The organism is Alkalinema sp. FACHB-956 (assembly GCF_014697025.1).
Lineage (GTDB): Bacteria > Cyanobacteriota > Cyanobacteriia > Leptolyngbyales > Leptolyngbyaceae > Alkalinema.
Window position 1 is genome coordinate 50484 of sequence record NZ_JACJRC010000017.1, and the last position, 19766, is coordinate 70249.

Here is a 19766-nt window from a genome sequence, read left to right on the forward strand (position 1 = left end):
CCCGCCCCTCCTTGGGTCGCACAATCAAAAAACCTCCTTGTGTAGCACGCACAAAAAAACGAGTGAACCGAAATTGCCCACTCGTTAATTTTGTTGAGAAGGCTTCTGGCAGTAGAGGTATTACTCACTCCTTGCAGAAGCCATCGTTTCAGCTAACGTTTCGCAGTTTCCCTAACGCTTTGCCCCTGCTTTTGCAGAAGCTGCTTCATCGGGATGAATGCCCAAGCGGGTCAGGTTAATGCGGCCTCGGTTGTCGATTTCCCGAATCTTGACAATCACTTCATCCCCCACGGAGACTTCATCTTCCACGGTCTTGACGCGGTGATCGGCGAGTTGGGAAATGTGAATCATGCCTTCCTTACCCGGCAGGAATTCCACAAAAGCCCCGATCGGGATTGTGCGGGTCACCCGACCGGCATAGACATCCCCTTCTTTGACCCGTTTGGTCATGCCTTCGATAATGGACTTGGCACGGGTGGCTTTCGCCCCATCCAAACCAGAAATGGTAACGGTTCCATCATCGGCAATGTCGATCTTCGTTCCCGTTTCTTCGGTGATGCCCTTGATGGTCTTCCCACCAGGCCCAATCACCATGCCAATTTGTTCTGGATCGATCTTGATCGTCATCAAGCGGGGGGCATAGGGCGACAGTTCAGCGCGGGGAGTGTCGATCGCCTCTAGCATCTTGCTTAAGATGTGCAATCGAGCCGGTTGGGCCTGTAACACCGCTTTACGAATCACGTCCATCGGTAGCCCAGCAATTTTCATATCGAGCTGGAGAGCCGTAATCCCACTGTCAGTACCGGCGACCTTAAAGTCCATATCACCCAGGAAGTCTTCAATGCCCTGGATATCGGTCAAAATTCGGATTTCGCTCCCCTCTTTGATCAGCCCCATGGCAGCTCCGCTCACGGGCTTGATAATGGGGACACCCGCATCCATCAATGCCAAGGTGGATCCTGAGACGGAACCCATGGAGGTGGATCCGTTAGAAGATAAGACTTCTGAAACAACCCGAATTACGTAGGGGAAATCGGACTTCTTCGGTAACACCGGAATCAAAGCCCGCTCGGCCAAGGCCCCGTGACCAATTTCCCGCCGCCCCGGCGATCGCATCGGCTTGGTTTCCCCAACGGAGTAGGGCGGCATGTTGTAGTGGTGGATGTAGCGCTTTTCGCTATCCGGGTGGAGGTCGTCCAATTCCTGGGCATCCCCAGGAGAGCCCAGGGTTGCCACGGACATGACTTGCGTCAAGCCGCGATTGAACAAGCCAGAGCCATGTACCCGCTTGGGCAGAATCCCCACGCGGCAGGAAATGGGACGGACTTCATCCAGTTTCCGACCATCCACCCGCACGCCATCTTCCACCACCTGTTTGCGCATCAGCTTTTTGGTGATGGACTTAAAGGTTTCCGGCAATGCTTTGGCGTTCGCGGTTGCGGCGACTTTGACGGGATCCTCGTCCGGCAGCAATTCAATTTCTGCTTTGATGGCGTCTTTGACTTCATCTAGCGCCGCATCCCGAATGTTTTTATCCTTTTCAAAGCGACCTAGGATTGCCTTCACTGGGGCAGTCGCCCGATCGGCGATGAAGTTTTCCAGGGTTTGATCCACTTCCGGTGCTTCTTCTTTCACCAGTTCAATGCCCAGTTGCTTACAAATTTCCAACTGGGTGCCGATCAATTCTCGGACGGCCTCATAGCCAAAGTCGATCGCTTCGATCATGTCTGCTTCGGGCAACTGGTTTGCCCCCGCTTCCACCATGATGACGCCATCGGGAGACCCCGCAACCACGAGGTCTAAATCCCCCTGCTCAATTTCTTCGTAGGTAGGATTGAGGATAAAGTCATCGCCCACTAAGCCGACGCGCACGGCTGCCATCGGACCATTGAAGGGAATTCCGGCCAGCAAGGTCGCCATGGAGGCCCCGGTTACGGCGAGGACATCCGGCGGCACTTTTTCATCTAGGGAAACCGTCGTGGCCACAATTTGGATATCATCCCGCAACCAGCCTGGAAACAGGGGACGCATGGGGCGATCGATGAGCCGTCCAATCAAAATTGCCTTTTCCGGTGGCCGCCCTTCCCGGCGCAGAAATCCCCCTGGGAACCGGCCTGCAGCATACATCCGCTCTTCGTAATCTACTGTCAGGGGAAGAAAATCAATGCCTTCTCTGGCTGTGGAGCGTGTCACCGCCACCAGCACGGCGGTGTCCCCTGATTCAATCAGTACAGAACCACCAGCCTGGGGAGCCAGCAGTCCCATCTTCAGTCGAATCTCTCGTCCATCGAAAGATATCGACTTGGTCACTTCTTCCATGTATTCCTTTGTCCTTTGCTTTTTCTCTTTTATCTATTCTGACGCAATCCTAACACTGATTTAACTGAGTCAAGAGGTGACTTCGATCGCCCCATGGATCAGGGGATCAGAGTCATACATGATGCCCATCGATCGGTCTCTTGATTCGCTCAAAACAGTTACTGTGGAGTTATTGCTCTTCTTTAGCCGCTCACTTTATAAGGCATTCTAAACGATTCCTTCGGGTGAGATCACACTGGCCGATCGGCAATTTAAGTAACACTTTGAGTAACACTGCAACTACGCTTTTCAGTCAACGCACTATTCAGCAAAATTTCCATTAAAAAATTCCATCAAAAAAGGTGGGAATTCCCACCTTTTACCTAATATTAAGCCGAATTTTCAGGCTGAATCTATGACCTTTATCTAGGAGGCATCCTGTCTAGTAAGCAGCCTATCTAATAAGCATCCTGGAGTTCGTAGAAGTCGGGGGAGACGTAGTCCTTACGCAGAGGCCAACCCACCCAATCTTCCGGCATGAGAATACGCTTTAACTGTGGGTGTCCTTCGTAGACAATGCCGTACATATCGTAGGACTCGCGCTCCTGCCAGTCAGCCCCTTTCCAGATCCAGTAGACCGACGGAACTTTGGGATTGTCCCGAGGCAGCGACACCTTTAAGCGTACTTCTTCGGCTTGGGTGGCATTATCGACCACTTTAATTAAGTGATAGAAACTCACCAGAGCAGCACCGGGGCCTGCATCATAGGCTCCTTGGCACTGCAAACAATTAAACCCGTAGGCATAGAGGGCACTGGCAAAGGGAATCAGGAAATCTGCCTCCACCTGGATCATTTCGACCCCGGAAGCATCAACGCCTAGGAATTCATGGTCAAACCCTTGGGCTGTCAACCACTTGGAAACCGTTCCCGCTTCTGCGATCGCGCCCGCTGCACCGGCTGCTTTCTTGTCTTCTGGCATACTATGCTTTCTCCTTTGCCGCTTCTAACTCGCCTGCGACGGGGATGCCAAAGGCTTCCATCAGCTCCTTCGGTGGAGCTTGGCGGGTTTCGGCCATCAGGTACTTGCCATCCACGATCGGCTCCACGGGCTTCAGGTTGTGGGTGGTGCTGTAGTAGCGGTGGGTTTGCCGCAGCATGCCCCGCTCTTGGATGGATTCGTTGGCCACTTTTTTCCGCAGTTTGACGATCGCGTCAATGATGGCCTCTGGGCGCGGTGGGCAACCGGGCAAATACACATCCACGGGAATCAGCTTGTCTACCCCACGCACCGCCGTGGGCGAATCCACGCTGAACATCCCCCCGGTAATCGTGCAAGCACCCATGGCAATGACGTACTTCGGCTCGGGCATCTGTTCGTACAGGCGCACCAGGGCCGGAGCCATCTTCATGGTCACGGTACCCGCAGTAATAATCAGATCCGCTTGTCGGGGGGTTGATCGGGGCACTAGGCCAAAGCGATCGAAATCAAACCGAGAACCAATCAATGCTGCAAACTCAATAAAACAGCAGGCAGTTCCATAGAGTAACGGCCAGAGACTGGATAACCTAGCCCAGTTGTACAGGTCATCCACCGTCGTCAGAATCACGTTCTCGGACAGTTCTTCTGTGACTGTAGGACGCTCAACGGGGTTCATCATCAGACTTTGCTGACCTGCTTTCAGATCGGGATTCATGACCATTCCAACGCTCCTTTCCGCCAAGCGTATACCAGACCGACTACCAGAATTGCGATGAAAATCAATGCCTCCACGAAGGCAAGTAAGCCTAACTTATGGAACGCCACCGCCCAGGGATACAGGAAGACTGTTTCCACATCAAAAATGACGAACACCAAGGCAAACATGTAGTAGCGAATGTTGAATTGGATCCAAGCACCACCCACAGGTTCCATCCCCGATTCATAGGTTGTGCGACGTTCAGGGCCACGCCGACTTGGGCGCACTAGCTTTGCCGCCAGTAACGCTAGAACGGGTACTAGGCTGCAAACCAGCAAGAACCCGAGGAGATACTCATAGCCGCTTAGTACGAACACGATTCTGCCTCTCTATTGACCGCGCTGCCTCTTCGTGGAGTAAGCAAAATAACTTAGTTAACTTTCATTATAGTCAGCCAAGGTCTTTGCATTTTGCTGATTTCACCGCTTAGCCAGACAAAGTTTTAATCGGAAGAATTCACTCTAGCCTATCCATCGCAGCGGAATGACTAGGCTAGAGTCTATACTTTCTGGCCTTGCCAGTGCCTGTGCCCCTGCGAGACACGGTTCGCTGAAGCTGGATGGAAATCGGTCGCCCTGCAATCGCCATGTAATAATAAGTTCTGTAACAAAGGTTTCAGATTTGCTCGACTATTCGTCTACCCCGATTCAGCCATGAGTACCGAAACACCGGACACCCCAAATGCGCAATCTGCGGAGACGCCGCCTGAGGAACAAGTCATTCAGCTCGTCAGCCCAGAGGCAGCAGACTCCACTGCTGCTCCTGAAGATTTTGATTGTTACGAATGTGCTGCCTGTGGTTATGCCTATGAGCCTCTCAAAGGTGATAGCCGCAGTGAAATTCCACCGGGAACAGAGTTTAAGGATTTGTCTCCCAAGTGGCGCTGTCCTGTCTGTGGCGCACCCAAAAGCCGTTTTCAAAATATTGGTCGAGCGGGCAAAGCCTCAGGGTTTAAGGAAAATCTGCGCTATGGATTGGGGGTGAATACCCTGACACCGGGCCAGAAAAACCTGCTCATTTTTGGCAGCTTGTTGCTGTTTTTCATCTTCTTTCTGAGCCTATACGGGCTGCAATAGTTTGACGTTTAGACAAGAGGCTACGAGTCATGCATTGGATTTTGAATGGCTGGAAACGCCTGCTAGGCTGGAAACGCCTGTTTGTGGTGGGCGCGATCGTCCTCCTGAGCACGGTTTCCCTGATGGCACCAGCTAACGCAGCCCGTCTTCAGGATCTTCCCAATGAGCCTTGGGAAGTGGTGGCTTTACCGACCCAAGAAAGCATGTTGGATCTGGCGTTTACCAGTAATCCAAACCATGGCTGGATGGTGGGAACCAATTCGACCTTGTTGGAAACCTTTGATGGCGGCCAAACCTGGAAGGAACGCCAACTGGATTTAGGCACGCAGAAATATCGCTTCAGTGCGGTGAGCTTTGCGGGGGATGAAGGTTGGGTGGCGGGGCAGCCCGCGATTCTCCTGCATACCCCCGATGGTGGCCAGTCCTGGGAACGGATGCCCTTGAGCGAAAAATTACCCGGTTCACCGGAATTTTTGGAAGCCTTGGGCCAGGGTGACCTGGAAATGGTGACTGATGTGGGTGCCATCTACCACACTACTGATGGTGCACTGAATTGGAAAGCCATGGTGGATGATGCCTTCGGGGTGGTGCGGAGTTTGCATCGATCGGCGGATGGCCAGTATATTGCTGTTTCTTCGCGCGGGAATTTCTTCTCCATTTGGAAGCCCGGTTCGCGTCAGTGGGAGCCGTTTAACCGCAACAGTTCCCGCCGTCTGCAAAATATGGGCTTTACCCCCGACGATCGCCTGTGGATTATTGCGCGGGGTGGCAGTATTCAATTCACCAATTCCCCCGACCCGGAAGATTGGCAAAAGGCTCAGGCCCCCGAATCCTTTAACAGTTGGGGCTTTTTGGATATGGCCTACCGCACAAATGATGAAGTGTGGATTGTTGGGGGCAGTGGTTCTCTCTTAGTCAGCTTTGATAACGGTCAAACCTGGTACCACGATGCCAAGATGGATCAGGATGTACCGGCCAACCTCTATAAGATTGAGTTCCTCAACGAGAATGACGGTTACATCTTGGGGCAGCGGGGTACCTTCCTGCGCTATCGCGGTGCTACAGCCTAGATATTCTTGTCGGGCTCGACATTCTTGTCTGCCTAGACATTCTCGAACCTGCTGAGGCACACGACTGCAAGGGGAGCAACCTGAGCCTGGGAGATTCTCTGGACGCAGGAAAACTGCTGAATGGCGGCCATCGGTGGGGGACGGGCGGTCATTGTGAACCTGCGTTAGCCACCGTCAACCCAAGATTTAGCTGGAGTTGGAGCAACCGGCCCGATCGCTTGGATGAGACAGGTTAATAGAACTTAATATTTCCTATCATCCTTGCATCATCTCATTTCATCCTGTATCTCTCATTGGAGATCCCAGCTTCCGTTGTAAATCCCTGTTGGTGTCCCTTGTGGCCGTTTCAGTCGTGTCCTATGATGATTTGTATCGAAAATTAACTTGTTGTTTGTGGAGGGGCTTCGATGGCTGGTACTACTGGTGAGCGCCCATTTGGCGACATCGTGACAAGTATTCGTTACTGGGTGATTCACAGCATTACCATTCCAATGCTGTTTATTGCAGGTTGGTTGTTTGTGGCAACGGGCTTGGCTTACGACGTGTTTGGTACGCCCCGTCCTAACGAGTATTTCCCCGCAGCACGTCAAGAATTGCCCATCCTGAGCGATCGCCAAGATGCGCGTCAGCAGATGGATCAATTTGTGAAAGACATCCAAAAGTCGAAGAAGAAATAGTCGTCCACTTTTTTATCCAAGGTTAGAGTTGCTATGGCTAATCAACCCACTGTTTATCCGATTTTTACGTTCCGTTGGCTGGCCATTCACGGTCTAGCTGTACCCTCCGTCTTTTTCCTGGGTGCGATCGCTGCAATGCAGTTCATTCAACGCTAGATAATTAAAGCGAGGATAGTGATATGGCAATGGAGAGAAGTTCTAACCCCAACAAGCAACCGGTGGAACTAAACCGGACATCCCTCTACCTAGGTTTGCTCCTAATTTTTACGCTGGGCATTTTGTTCTCCAGCTATTTCTTCAACTAGGTGATTGTCTCAGCTAGTTTAGGGTTGGCTCGTTTTTTTTACAATTTCGACTTTACGAAGCTTGCTGGTTAGGAGAAGAAATCAATGTTGCAGAATGGTCGCATCCCTCTGTGGATCGTTGCTACGGTCGCCGGAACTGGCGTGTTAGTGGTTGTAGGTCTGTTTTTCTACGGTGCCTACGCGGGTCTGGGTTCTTCAATGTAGTCTTGAATGGAGTCTTCGGGCTGTATTCCAGATTTTTATCAATGCAAAAGCCGCCTCAAGTTAGGCGGCTTTTGTTTTGTCGAACTGGAATTTTGTCGAACTGGAATTTCGTCGAACTGAACTGGTTTTGCGGATCTGCTGTCTCAGCGGATTGCAGCAGTTGCAGATCTCTGAAAAGCCCATGAAAAAGGGGCGATCGAAGTTTCGATGCCCCCTAAGGTCTAAGTACTTTAGCTTTCAGTACCTGAGCTTTCAGTACCTGAGTCTGTAACTTTTAAGCGTCTTTTTCGACGTACAGGAACAGCAAACCCATGCCAACTAGAGGCAGGAGCCAGCACACTGCGGGGATGAGAAACCAGGTTAAGTAGGATGCTGCGTACATAAACGTTTTCCTATCGATCGAATGATTCCACCTGTGAATCTACTGCGAAATGATGAAGCCTGGTTTGCAGTTCTTAGAATTCTTAACAATTGCGAGATGTTGCTAGGGATTAACGCATCACTAAATCCCGTGCTCCAGCCGCTTCCAGAACCGCCTGTCTGGCCCAGCGATCGGCCTCTAGAATGTCCTCTAAGCTGGGTTGTTGGGTGTTCTGAGTCTGGTAACGATCGCAGGTCTTCTCAATCAGTTTAGGAATGTCTAGGAATTTAATTTTTTCATCTAAGAAAAGCGCTACGGCTTGTTCATTGGCTGCATTCAGCACCGCAGGCATACAGCCCCCGGCCCGACCCGCTGCGTAGGCCAGGTTCATGCAGGGATATTTTGCGTGATCGGGCTCTCGGAAGGTGAGACTGCCCACTTTCACGAGATCCAGGGTTTCCCAGTCGGTGTAGATGCGATCGGGGTAGGACAGGGCATAGAGCAGGGGCAGGCGCATATCGGCCCAGCCCAGTTGAGCCAGCACGGAGGTGTCCTGGAGCTCGATCATCGAGTGGATAATACTTTGTGGATGGATCACAATGTCGATCGCGTTGTAGTCCATGCCAAACAGGAAGTGGGCTTCGATGACCTCCAAGCCTTTATTCATCAACGTGGCGGAGTCGATCGTGATTTTGCGACCCATGGCCCAGTTGGGATGCTTCAGAGCGTCGGCCACCGTGACATGGGCTAAATCCTCCACTGGGCGATCGCGGAATGCGCCCCCGGATGCCGTTAAAATCACCCGCCGCAGACCCTTGTCAGGTACACCTTGAAGACATTGGAAAATGGCCGAATGCTCGGAATCTGCCGGGAGCAATTTAACCCCGTGTTTCTGGATCAACGGCAGCACGACGGGGCCACCCGCAATCAAGGTTTCTTTGTTGGCGAGGGCAATGTCTTTTTTCGCTTCGATCGCCGCGATCGTCGGCAACAGTCCTGCACAGCCAACGATACCCGTGACGACCACTTCCGCAGCCCCATAGCGGGCCACTTCCACGACCCCGGCTTCGCCAGCCAAGATGATGGGTTGGGGTTTCAGATCCGCGATCGCTGCTTTCAACTCCTCCAGTTTGCTTTCATCTTGCAGCGCAATGATTTCTGGTTGGAACTGCCGCACCTGCTGGGCAAACAACTCGACATTACGCCCCGCAGCCATCCCGACAATCCGGAATTGCTCAGGGTACTGGGCCACAATATCCAGGGTTTGCGTTCCGATCGAACCTGTTGAACCGAGAAGAGTTAGTGCTTTCACGATCGCCACACCTAAACGTCTCCCTTATCTTACGGGAAAGGGTCGAACTTCCTAATCCGTGGCACGGGGGAACTCGGCTACTTTCCGAAAAGCGAGGATTCCAGCCCGTAGAGCAAGATAGGACTTTGATAAGAATGCAAGCAAAAAGACCCAGACAGTAATTATCTGTAAACTTTATCTGCCACTTCTTAGCCCAGCCCCTACACTGAAATTGACTTTGATGAGGCGATCGCCATGACGAATCCCCAAGGCTCTAATCCAGCCACCGCCCCCAAGGGAAACGCAGCCATGCCCGATGATAGTCGGGGGATAATTCTACAGCGGGGAGGTGAAGAAATTGTCCTGGAAAAATCGGAAGATCGGTTTACGGTCAAGGCTACTTCAAAGGAAGAGGTGCCAGGGTTAGCGGCCCAGGTCTCGGCACAAGTGAATCGGAACTCTCCACCTAAAATGTCGGAATTTGTCGTGCCTGCCCATCAGCGAGATCAGGCAATGGCTAATATTCGCAATTCCGATGTCGTGAAATATGCCAGCCACGTTTATTGCTTTAAAGATGACCCCGCTTCACGGGTTTATTTAACCAATCAATTAACGGTTCAGTTTGCCCCCCATTTGGGTGATCACAGTGTCACGCAAATTACCAATGAATTTGGTTTGAAACGAGTCAAGCCGATCGAGGGAATTACCAATGCCTTTGTCTTTGAGGTGACTGATGGATCTTCAGAAAATCCAATTAAGGTTGCTAATCGCCTCATGCAACGATCGGACGTGCTAACGGCGGAACCTAATATTATTGTCGAAAGTCAGCAACATTACCGTCCCCGTGATCCGCAATATCCTAAACAATGGCATTTAAATCATAATGGTGGTAATGAGTTAGCCTCCGGCTCCCATATTTTTGCGGAACAGGCGTGGGATGTCACCCGAGGCAATCGATCGGTTGTGGTTGCGGTGATGGATGACGCGATCGATGTGAACCATCCCGACTTCCAGGGTTTAGGAAAAATTGTAGCTCCCCGCGATTTTCGAGGGAAAGATTTTATGCCGTTGCCCGATGAACCGGGGGAAGATCATGGAACCTCCTGTGCAGGGGTGGCTGTGGCAGAGGAAAACGGCATTGGAGCGGTTGGAGCAGCTCCGGGCTGCGCGCTGATGCCCATTCGGACGACCGGATTTTTGGATGACGAGTCGATCGAAGAGTTATTTCTTTGGGCGATTAACAAAGGTGCTTCCGTCATTTCCTGTAGTTGGGGGCCGAGTGCGGTTTACTATCCCCTTTCCCTGCGGCAAAAGGCCGTGCTGACCCGTGCGGCGACCCAAGGAAGGCGGGGTAAGGGCTGTGTGATTGTTTTTGCGGCGGGGAATGCCAATCGACCCACCGATGGGGTGGTGAACGAACGTGGCTGGCCCCGCGATGCCATCAAAGGCCCTACCCGTTGGTTAGGGGGCTTTACGGTGCATCCCGATGTGATTACGGTGACGGCGTCCACCAGTTTGGGTAAAAAGGCCGCCTATAGCAATTGGGGGCCGCAGGCGTCGGTTTGTGCGCCGAGCAATAACGCCCCCCCCGGCGTAGGCTTACCGGATCTGGGCTACGTGGCGACGCCGCCGGAGGTGAATATCTATCTCCCTGGTTTAGGCATTGTTACGACCGATCGCGTGGGGGCAGCGGGCTATGATCCGTCCAGTTACACCCCGGATTTTGGTGGCACCTCCAGCGCTTGCCCGTTAGTAGCTGGAGTCGCGGCTCTGGTACTGTCTGCAAATCCCGATTTGACCGCGCGGGAAGTGCGACAAATTCTGGAACAAACGGCAGATAAAATTGTCGATCCCGAGCCCGATCCGCAATTCGGATTTCGCAAAGGCACCTATGAAGCCAGTGGCCGATCGGATTGGTTTGGTTACGGAAAAGTCAATGCTGCAAAAGCTGTGCAAATGGCAGTGAAGAAACGGGCGGTACCGTTGACTGCGCCGCGATCGGTACAAGCCCAAAACAATACTGCACAGACTATTCCCGATGGGGATCCCCAGGGCGTATTAAGCACTGTACAAATCAATGATACAGGTACGGTTCAGGATATTAGCGTGACGATCGACATTGATCATGGCTATTTGGGTGATTTGGAAATTCGGCTGGTGGCACCCAGCGGGCAATCGGTCCTACTCCAAGGTCGCACGTTAGGGATTAAAACCAAGTTGCAAACGCTCTATAACCTGCAAAATACACCTGCGTTGCGTTTGCTCTTGGGGGAAGCCAGTCAAGGTCGTTGGCAAGTTCAAGTGATTGATTCGGTACCCACGGATTCTGGCACGCTGAACTGGTGGCAACTCAAGCTGGGTATTTAACCCGGCAGATTTAACTCGGCAGATTTAACCCTACTAAATTGAATCTTGCCCAATCTAACCCTTAGCTTCTAGCTAACCCTTAGCTTCTAGAAAGTTATAAATCGCCCAATCTCCGATCGCGCAATAGCCAATTTTGGCGTAGATGTGATTCGAGGTTGGGTTTTTCAGATCAGTAAAAATAAAACAGGCTTGGCAACCCTGATCAAGCTGTATTTGGCTAATGGTATGCACGCAGGCAGTGGCATAACCTTTACGTCGATGGTGTAGAGGCGTAAATACTGGGCCAACTCTTGCAAACTGCGGACTAAAACGCTGAGCACATACAAAGGAAACGGGTTCGCTATCATGACTAGAATCACTAATGGCATCTAGCCAAAGATAGGCACGCTGTTGTTGGATAAACAAATCGATCGAAGCGTCTACATCATCAGTGGCATTAGCAACCGATCGTTCTGGGAAAACCTCTTGATTAAACGTCCGATAGGCTTCGATTAACCAAGTTCGATCGGTTTCGGTAGCTAATCTTAGGTATCCCGATGTGGGCGCAATCGGTTGACAGGCCGTGAGTTGATGTAACCGCATCGCCATTTCCAGTTCATGGGACTGTCCCGTCGTGGCTGTCCAAAGGGAAGCAAACTGCTGGGCTTCAGTCACCATTGCAGAAACACCAGGCATCGATCGACCCTGCGCCTGTAAATGCTCAATGACCAGTTGGATTGCCCTAGACTCCAATCCAAAGGACAGTAACAATGGATAGGGGGGCATTTGTAGCACGACTCCAGTAATCTCGCTTGCATGGTCTAAATAGGCTATGAAGCATTGCTGTAAGCGATTTTCGTCTAGGGCTGCCAGCGTTTGCCAGACGCCTAGCAGCAGATTGTTCTCCGCAGGATATTGCAATAAAAACTCAGTGAGCGCTGCTGAAATTGTTGCGAAATCAGTGATGGGATACAGTTGCATTAGGAATCCTCCAAACGACGGATGTATTGGGGCGGAACATGATCGGTCAGCCACACGCCATTCTCCGATCGGTAAAATGTCAATCCAGCTTGGTGCATCGCAGCGGCATCCACCACGAGCACCACAGGTTTACCATGGCGCATTCCCACTTTTTTCGCAGTCATGGTGTCGTAGGACAGATGGACATGGTGCCGCGTCATTTTGAGCAACCCAGTTTGCAAAATTGCCTCGACCGATCGCGCCCCCGTCCCGTGGTAGAGAACCTTAGGCGGTACTTGTGGTTCCAATTGCAGATCAATTGCCACGGTATGGCCTTGGTTGGCGCGGATTTTCTCCCCCGTTGCATCAAAGGAGAAGCGCTGTTTGTCATTGGTTGTCACCACTGCTTCCAAGTCCGCACGGCTGATAGCGAACCCATGCTGAGCACAGGCTTGTAATAAGTCTGCCACACTCACCCAGCCGCCGGGTTCCAATTGCAGCCCGATTTCCTCGGGTTTGTGGCGTAGGTGACAACTGAGGTATTTACTCACGTTGGTTCGGCGATCGCGATTCATGGCTTTCTCCCAAATATCAAAAAAGTGATTAGCATAGAGTCATGATTCATAGAGTCATGATTCATTGAGTCGTCATTCCACTGTGAGGTCACATCCATGGCCGTCAAAAAGCAATTTCGTAATCTAGAAGAACTCCTCTCAGACTCAGATATTCCTGTATTAGTAGACTTTTATGCAGAATGGTGTGGCCCTTGTCAGGTCATGGCGAAGGTGTTGGAACAGGTGAATGCCCAGACGACCGATCGGCTCAAAGTTGTCAAAATCAACACGGAAACCTATCCTCAGCTAGCCTCGCAGCACGAAGTCACAGCCCTACCCACCTTAGTTCTCTTTAAACAGGGACAACCCGTCCATCGCATTGAAGGGCTTGTGCAGGCAAAACAACTTCTGGCACAGATCCAACCGTTCCTATAACCAATCCAGTCCTATAACCCATCTATCAACGAATCTGATTGCAAAGCATGGGATAGCTTTGCAATGCTACAAGTACATTCGGGTTACACAAGTACATTCGGGTTACACAATTACATTTGGGTTACACAAGTACATTCGGGTTAACGTGAGTTCGACGAGAGGAGTGGCATAAAAGGAAAGCTGAGACTACGGTTGAAAGAAGACATAAACAAAGTTCTTTCGAGTCTCAGCTATGGAATCTATCGTATCGCGCTTGGATGTCACAGCGATTTTCTGTGAGGTCGATGACTTCTGCCAGCAATTTGCACAAGTTTGGTCACAGCAACCGCAACTGCCCTCTATGCCTGGAGAAAAGCGGTGTGGCTCTCGACTGCACTTGAGTGAGGTGATGACGATTGTGATCGCCTTTCATGGGTCAGGGGCAAGAACCTTCAAAGATTTCTATACCCTGACCGTCTTGCCCCACTGGCGCAATGCCTTCCCCAACTTGGTCAGCTACACCCGCTTTGTCGAACTGATGCCTTGGGGTCTGATGCTGTTGTGTTGCTTTGCCGTGACCCGACGCGGCAAAGTTACTGGCCTGGCCTTCATTGATTCGACGCCCCTGGAAGTCTGCCTCCCCGCGCGGGCCCATGCGCACAAGGTATTCAAAGATCTCGTCGGTTGGGGCAAAAGTTCGACGGGTTGGAAGTTTGGCTTCAAGCTTCATTTGATCATCAATGAGCGGGGCGAACTGCTAGCCTTCAAACTGACCCCAGCTAACACCGATGACCGTCAACCCGTCCCCGAAATGACCCAAGACTTGTTCGGTCAACTATTTGGGGATCGAGGCTATATCTCACAGCAATTGTTTGAGCAACTCTACGATCGAGGCTTACAGTTAGTGACCAAACGCAAGAAGAATATGAAACAGAAGTTGGTCAAACTGATCGACAAAATTCTGCTGCGTAAACGCGCCCTGATTGAGACGGTGAATGACCAACTCAAGAATCAATGCCAGATTGAGCATTCTCGTCATCGCAGTATCTGGAACTTTCTGGTCAATTTGGTCGCTGGGCTGATTGCCTACACCTATCAGCCCAAACTTCCCTCCCTTGACTTGAAGTCTAAAGGCTTACCTGCCTTGCCTGAAGCTATCTTTTAATCCGTCGAACTCACGTTCGGGTTATACAAGTACATTCGGGTTACACAAGTACATTCGTATGACCATTTGCAAGGTGATCGGCCCAACGGGTGGTTTCTGGTAAACGATATTGCTGAGTACATTGTAATGTGAGTTGAATTGCAGTGTCTAAACCAATGCGATGACCCACAGAAACGTAAATGGGTTTGACCTTGGGTTGCGATCGCACCACTGCACCAATCACTTCCTTCCGATCCCAAATTGGTTGCCAATCGCCCCGTTGGTTCCCCACGGATTCATGGTGGCCTAGGTGGTAAGTTTTGGCGACCCCGATCGCGGGAATTCCGGTCAGTAACCCAATTTGGCAGGCCGAACCACAGCGGCGTGGATGCAAATAGCCATTGCCGTCACATAGCAGTAAATCGGGTTGGGTGTTCAGTTGCTCAAAGGCCTGGAGAATGGCAGGGAGTTCCCGAAATGCAAGCAAACCGGGAATATAGGGGAATCCGATCGGAGCCAGGGTGACCACTGACTCATGCAATGTTAAATCTGGAAAGTTTAGCACTGCGATCGCGGCTCTAGCTTGATCGCCGATAAACCCCACATCGATTCCTGCTACCCAACGCACTGTCCCAAAATCATCCTGCCGAATCACTTGGGATCGCAATTGATCTTGCAGCGCGATCGCGGCTTCGATCGTTGTGGGCGGGTGATAGTGCAAAGGTTGTAAGGGCATGAACTCAAAAATGGAAAATTAGTGAAATCAAATTAGTGAAATCAAAAAAATTAGTGAAATCAAAATGAGCCATTGGTAGGCGTAGGCCCGATTAAATGCAGGCCAGATTAAATTAGGTGGGTACAGTGCATGCTAAATAGATTGGTTAAGGGCCAACAGTCCTATCCCGATACAATCAACCAATACAATCAACCAATACAATCAAGAACATGCACAATCGACCTACACAATCAACCCACATAACCAACCTACACAATCAACGCTTCCACAGAGAGATCTTTCAACGTGATTGTAAAGTTTCGTTGCTCACCTGTTGTCGCATAGCCCATCACCACCTCACTAGCGATCGCCACCGTCAGCATCACTAAATTGCGGGCTAGGGGATAATCACACAAATCCTCCCGACTTGCCGAGGGCACGCGATAGTGGGCATTCCAAATGACCTCCGCATAATCGGTAGCTAAGCCAGCATGAAGACAGGGCCAATTTTGCTGGGCACAGGTATCTGTCACCGTTTGCCGCGATGAACTGTTATCAAATGCATCAATCACGAGTTGACTGCCTTTGAGCAACTTCATCGCGTTGTCTGATGTCAATTTCTGCGTATTCGGGCTAATTTCTACGCCCAATGCCCGATAGAGGTTGTTCGCCAGTACTTTTGCCTTAAAGCCCCCGACTTCCGATCGGTAATAGGGCTGTGTTGAGAGATTATGCTCTTCAACACGATCGTAGTCAATCACCCGTAACGCCTGAAATCCCGATCGCGCTAAAGTCTCTGTAATGTTGGCTCCCAATGCCCCTGCGCCGCAGATGGTAATGGGAACGGCCTTAAATTTCTCCATCACGGCTGGGGTGCGGTAAATGTGCTCATGTAGAAACATTGACATGGTGGATCCCTCCTATCAGTGATATGCCTAGCGATACGCCTGCGGCTGTTCAAGCCTCGGCCTGCTGTTCAATGACACCGACCAAGGCTTGCAAATCGAAATCGCGGTCGCGATCGCTCAGGCAAATGCCAGAACTTAAAACTGTCAGATCTGCTTTGGCGATCGCGCTGACATGGTGCTGACCTGTCCGCGTTTGCCATTCCACCGTCCAATAGTCCCCTTGATCCTGGAAGCTATGCAGATCCCCTCCACCCATTGCTAAGGCCGCTTGTAGGCGCTGGGCTGCCTGCTCAGGCTGGGTACGGGAGGTAATGGCAGCAAAGGCCAATTGATAGGCCGTGCGCATCTCGGGCGTTAAGCCTGAAAACTGTAAAGCTGCGGGCGTTGTGCCCTGTTGGAGCGCAAGCCGTAGGGCATCCGCCTGCCGAGGATCGGCCAAGCGATCGATTCCATGAAACCACCAAATTTTCCCCTGCCGTCTGGCCAGAATTGGGTCAAAGGGCTGACCTTCAGAAACTAAATGGACAACAACTGGTTGAATCCCCCTCGCCAACTCACTAGGAGCCATTCCATCCTGAGCCCACCCAGTGGCCTTCCCATAACTCGCAGACCGTAAATCTCGATTTCCTGGGGTTCCTAAATGTTCTAAGCGTTGGCAAAAATCTCCTTCAAAGGAAGGATAGGCTAACCAAATTAAATCCCTCAACTGGAGGATTAACCGAAGATGAAACTTAGGTAACCTTTGCAAGTATTCATCCACCATTAAAGGAGATGCAATTTCCACCACTCTTGCCGTTTCAGTATTTCGCGGTTGGAAGAGGCCCCAACCTGCAAACGTTATTGGCTCTGGACGAAAGGTATATACCAAACCGGCAATGCGAGTCCAAATTCTTCCCCCGCTGATACAAGGTGCAAGAAACGTCGTCGATCGTAATTGGGTTTCCTGGGCAGAGAGTGTTGCTAATAACTGAGAAATGGGTTTCATAGACTCAACATGAACACAAGGAGATTTGCTAAGGTTATGTAAACTTGTTCTGAATAGACTAAATGGTTATAACTTGAATGCTATGGAGTTTAAGCAGCCCCCTGAATATTCAAGTGAGCTAGCATACTCAGGCCAACCAGGATATTCAGGTTAATCCAGTGCAATTAATGGGTTGGAAGTTGCATTGATTACTGCTCAGGCTGTGTAAATGTGATACGTTACAGGCATTGCTGGTGAGATGCCAATTCTGGATGCAGACAGAACTTTGTACGTTCCTAGTCCTTTTCTATACATCTACTCTGAATCTCTGATTTGCTACACGAAATTTTCTTTTCTTCTCATCAAATATTTCCAACATTGAGTTCACCGAGTTCACCAACCCATTAATTTGCTGAGTTTGGTGTTTTTGATCACTCTATAACGGTGTGTTTAATCACCTTAAAATAAAGGAATCATGCTGAAGATTGATGAATTGTGCCAATGGCATTAGTTGTCCGACACTCAACTGACAGCTAACCCAATCGCCGAGCTGTTGGTTGACCCAAGGGTGTGCTACACATAATACAAAGTATTATAACCTGAGAAAATATCTATGCAACTTTTTCTGCGCTGGTGAGTGGTCAATGTCACTTCTCGCGGCTCAGATTGGCATATTAAGTAGGTTGGCTTAAGTAGATTAGCTTAAGTAGGTTGGCGTATTAACAGTAAGTGCTGTCCGTGAATCAGCTATGCGGCTTTCCCCCTTTTTCAAACATGATGTGACTTCTTGGCAGATTCCGCTGAGACTGATCTTGGTCTTGCCGTTTGTGCTACAGATTGTTGCGTCGGTTGGAGCGCTGGGTTGGCTGTCCTATCTCAATGGACAACAGGCTGTGAATGAAACAGCTGGCTACCTATTGTCAGAATCCGCGAATCATATCGATCGCCAATTGCGCAATTATTTGGCGATTCCAGAACAGGCGATGGCGAATAGCGAGTTAATTACTCGTAACAATAATTTATCTTCTAAGCAGTGGAAATCGTTGGAATCCATTTTTCTGCGCCAACTTGAAATTAATCCAACCCTGGCCTCCATTGGTTTGGGGAGAGAGAATCGGGAGGCGATCGGTGCAGAACGGTTGTCGGATAATGCCCTCACGGTTTGGCGTTCAGGACAAGCCACCAACTACGAACTGCAAGCTTTCTACACCGCAGAAATCGGAAAATCAGCCCAACCCATTCGACGCAATGCGAACTTTGATCCAAAGCGATCACCGTGGTATCAAACGGCGATCAAGGCAAAGGGCCTCACTTGGAGTCCAATCTCTCCCCATGCCAGCGGCATGACCGCCTATTTGTATGCTTCTCAGCCTTTGGTGATCAACTTTCAGCCGCAGGGAGTTTTATTTAGTAGTTTGAATCTGGGGCAAATTAATAACTTTTTGCGAGAGGTGAAGCTGAGTCAGCGGGGACAGAGCTTTATTATTGAACGATCGGGCCTGCTGGTTGCCACTTCTACCAGTGAAAAACCCTTTCGGCCTATTAATCAAGTCCATGGAGCTCAGCGCACCTCCGCCCTGGAAAGTATCCATCCGGTGACGCAAGCGGCGGCCAAATATATCATGGCGGAATGGCCTGAATCGGTTCCCCTGAAGCGTTCCTATCGACGAGAATTGTTGGTTTCTGGCAATTCCTACTTTCTGCAAGTCCAGCCCCTGCGGGATAGCCGAGGGCTAGATTGGTTGATTGTTGTCATTATTCCCAAAGCAGATTTTGCAGGACAGGTGAATCAAAATACCCAAACGACGATCATTTTGTCCTTAGGAGCCTTGGCGATCGCCATTATTGCTAGCACCATCATCAGTCGCATCATCACTGAACCGTTGTTAAATTTATTAGCGGTCAGTCAGCGCGTTGCCTTAAGCGATTTTAGTCAAAAGGCCAAGGTGGGAGCCATTGCCGAGTTTTCCGTGGTGGCGCGATCGTTTAACCAAATGCTCCAAGATTTGCAACAGTCTCGGCGGCAGTTGGAAGAGTACTCTCGCCTATTGGAAAATAAAGTCAGTGAGCGAACGGCCAAGCTACAGCAGGAAATCAGTGAGCGGATGGTGGTGGAATCGGCATTACAATCGGCGAATCAAGAACTACAACGCATTGCCTACATTGATGGCTTGACGCAAGTGGCAAATCGTCGTCACTTCGATGAATGTCTACAGGCGGAATGGCGGCGACTGGAGCGGGCTGGGTTGCCGTTGTCGTTAATTCTCTGTGATGTTGATTACTTTAAAGCCTTTAACGATACCTACGGCCATCAGATGGGTGACGAATGTCTGAGACAGGTGGCAACGGTGCTGCAACGGGCGGTCAAGCGGCCTGGGGATATTGTGGCTCGCTATGGCGGCGAGGAATTTGGCATTATCCTCCCCAACACCACCGCCCGAGGTGCCGCTCAAATTATTACCCGTATCCAAAGCAAATTGGGCGAATTAAAAATTCAACATGAACAGTCCAAGGTCAGCTCCTGGGTCACCCTGAGCTTTGGGGTGGCCACCATGATCCCCCTACATGATATTGATGCTTCAAAAATTGTCACGATCGCAGATCATGCCCTCTACCAGGCTAAACTCAGCGGCAGAAACCAAGCCATTAGCCAAGAAGTCGCGTTGTAACTGATATCAACAACACCGGAAGATCCCTTGAGTTTCGATCTCCCGGTGCCTAGTCTGTTTTTGATGAAAGCTG

21 protein-coding genes are annotated in these 19766 nt (G+C 50.6%); 10 read left to right on the forward strand and 11 right to left on the reverse strand.

The genetic code is table 11. The features are described 5' to 3' along the window. Positions 1-171: 171 nt before the first annotated feature. The 4 genes from H6G21_RS17090 to ndhC form a co-directional block, all read right to left on the reverse strand. Positions 172-2319, reverse strand: coding sequence for a polyribonucleotide nucleotidyltransferase (locus tag H6G21_RS17090; RefSeq protein ID WP_190574644.1), 2148 nt, complete (start codon positions 2317-2319; stop codon positions 172-174). 437 nt (positions 2320-2756) lie between these two features. Next, entirely contained in the window at positions 2757-3278 is a 522-nt protein-coding gene (locus tag H6G21_RS17095; protein ID WP_190574645.1) for an NAD(P)H-quinone oxidoreductase subunit J, read from the reverse strand. Position 3279: 1 nt separating this feature from the next. Beyond that, positions 3280-3957: a photosynthetic/respiratory NAD(P)H-quinone oxidoreductase subunit K gene (ndhK, locus tag H6G21_RS17100; protein WP_242041905.1), complete on the reverse strand. Its 678-nt coding sequence runs from the start codon at positions 3955-3957 to the stop codon at positions 3280-3282. A 32-nt stretch (positions 3958-3989) separates the two neighbouring features. Then, a complete protein-coding gene (gene ndhC, locus H6G21_RS17105) occupies positions 3990-4352 on the reverse strand; it encodes a photosynthetic/respiratory NAD(P)H-quinone oxidoreductase subunit C (protein ID WP_190574647.1) in 363 nt (120 codons plus the stop codon). 336 nt (positions 4353-4688) lie between these two features. On the opposite strand from ndhC, the gene H6G21_RS17110 reads away from it, so the two are divergent. The 6 genes from H6G21_RS17110 (at position 4689) to H6G21_RS17135 (ending at position 7367) form a co-directional block, all read left to right on the forward strand. Then, positions 4689-5111, forward strand: coding sequence for a rubredoxin (locus tag H6G21_RS17110; RefSeq protein WP_190574648.1), 423 nt, complete (start codon positions 4689-4691; stop codon positions 5109-5111). A gap of 29 nt (positions 5112-5140) precedes the next feature. Next, positions 5141-6181 carry a photosynthesis system II assembly factor Ycf48 gene (locus H6G21_RS17115; RefSeq protein ID WP_190574649.1) on the forward strand — a complete coding sequence of 347 codons (1041 nt, stop codon included), beginning with the start codon at positions 5141-5143 and terminating at the stop codon, positions 6179-6181. 407 nt (positions 6182-6588) lie between these two features. After that, a complete protein-coding gene (gene psbE / locus H6G21_RS17120; protein WP_190574650.1) occupies positions 6589-6858 on the forward strand; it encodes a cytochrome b559 subunit alpha in 270 nt (89 codons plus the stop codon). 33 nt (positions 6859-6891) lie between these two features. Continuing rightward, positions 6892-7014, forward strand: coding sequence for a cytochrome b559 subunit beta (gene psbF / locus H6G21_RS17125; RefSeq protein WP_190574651.1), 123 nt, complete (start codon positions 6892-6894; stop codon positions 7012-7014). Positions 7015-7043: 29 nt separating this feature from the next. After that, positions 7044-7163, forward strand: a complete 120-nt coding sequence (locus H6G21_RS17130) for a photosystem II reaction center protein L (protein WP_190574702.1) — start codon at positions 7044-7046, stop codon at positions 7161-7163. An 84-nt stretch (positions 7164-7247) separates the two neighbouring features. Continuing rightward, positions 7248-7367 (forward strand): photosystem II reaction center protein J, encoded by a 120-nt coding sequence (locus H6G21_RS17135; protein ID WP_190574652.1) that lies wholly within the window; start codon positions 7248-7250, stop codon positions 7365-7367. Positions 7368-7641: 274 nt separating this feature from the next. Here H6G21_RS17135 and H6G21_RS17140 read toward each other — a convergent pair whose 3' ends face one another. Together H6G21_RS17140 and dxr are read right to left on the reverse strand one after the other, a co-directional pair. Further along, positions 7642-7749 carry a photosystem I reaction center subunit VIII gene (locus H6G21_RS17140; protein WP_190574653.1) on the reverse strand — a complete coding sequence of 36 codons (108 nt, stop codon included), beginning with the start codon at positions 7747-7749 and terminating at the stop codon, positions 7642-7644. Positions 7750-7858: 109 nt separating this feature from the next. Beyond that, the gene (gene dxr / locus H6G21_RS17145; RefSeq protein WP_190574654.1) at positions 7859-9040 is read right to left on the reverse strand and encodes a 1-deoxy-D-xylulose-5-phosphate reductoisomerase; all 1182 of its coding nucleotides are present in this window, start codon (positions 9038-9040) and stop codon (positions 7859-7861) included. A 234-nt stretch (positions 9041-9274) separates the two neighbouring features. On the opposite strand from dxr, the gene H6G21_RS17150 reads away from it, so the two are divergent. After that, on the forward strand, positions 9275-11386 hold the full coding sequence (locus H6G21_RS17150) for a S8 family serine peptidase (RefSeq protein ID WP_199307286.1): 2112 nt from the start codon (positions 9275-9277) through the stop codon (positions 11384-11386). A 72-nt stretch (positions 11387-11458) separates the two neighbouring features. On the opposite strand, the gene H6G21_RS17155 is transcribed toward H6G21_RS17150, so the two are convergent. Further along, on the reverse strand, positions 11459-12346 hold the full coding sequence (locus tag H6G21_RS17155; RefSeq protein ID WP_190574655.1) for a GNAT family N-acetyltransferase: 888 nt from the start codon (positions 12344-12346) through the stop codon (positions 11459-11461). Next, complete coding sequence (locus H6G21_RS17160; protein ID WP_190574656.1) at positions 12346-12900, reverse strand: RNA 2'-phosphotransferase; 555 nt, start codon at positions 12898-12900, stop codon at positions 12346-12348. The genes H6G21_RS17155 and H6G21_RS17160 overlap by 1 nt, the downstream gene beginning before the upstream one ends. Before the next feature lie 96 nt (positions 12901-12996). Here H6G21_RS17160 and trxA point away from each other — a divergent pair, with 96 nt between their 5' ends. Together trxA and H6G21_RS17170 are read left to right on the forward strand one after the other, a co-directional pair. Further along, on the forward strand, positions 12997-13314 hold the full coding sequence (trxA, locus tag H6G21_RS17165) for a thioredoxin (RefSeq protein WP_190574657.1): 318 nt from the start codon (positions 12997-12999) through the stop codon (positions 13312-13314). 253 nt (positions 13315-13567) lie between these two features. Further along, positions 13568-14458, forward strand: coding sequence for an IS982 family transposase (locus tag H6G21_RS17170; protein ID WP_190574704.1), 891 nt, complete (start codon positions 13568-13570; stop codon positions 14456-14458). A gap of 40 nt (positions 14459-14498) precedes the next feature. Here the strand turns inward: H6G21_RS17170 and nfi are convergent, their stop codons facing one another. The 3 genes from nfi to H6G21_RS17185 all read right to left on the reverse strand — a co-directional run bounded on the left by nfi (position 14499) and on the right by H6G21_RS17185 (position 17045). Continuing rightward, complete coding sequence (nfi, locus tag H6G21_RS17175) at positions 14499-15173, reverse strand: deoxyribonuclease V (RefSeq protein ID WP_190574658.1); 675 nt, start codon at positions 15171-15173, stop codon at positions 14499-14501. A 248-nt stretch (positions 15174-15421) separates the two neighbouring features. Continuing rightward, on the reverse strand, positions 15422-16060 hold the full coding sequence (locus H6G21_RS17180) for a ThiF family adenylyltransferase (RefSeq protein ID WP_190574659.1): 639 nt from the start codon (positions 16058-16060) through the stop codon (positions 15422-15424). Between the two features lie 49 nt (positions 16061-16109). After that, positions 16110-17045, reverse strand: coding sequence for a hypothetical protein (locus tag H6G21_RS17185; protein WP_190574660.1), 936 nt, complete (start codon positions 17043-17045; stop codon positions 16110-16112). A gap of 728 nt (positions 17046-17773) precedes the next feature. On the opposite strand from H6G21_RS17185, the gene H6G21_RS17190 reads away from it, so the two are divergent. Further along, positions 17774-19693: a diguanylate cyclase gene (locus H6G21_RS17190; protein ID WP_190574661.1), complete on the forward strand. Its 1920-nt coding sequence runs from the start codon at positions 17774-17776 to the stop codon at positions 19691-19693. Positions 19694-19766 lie beyond the last annotated feature (73 nt).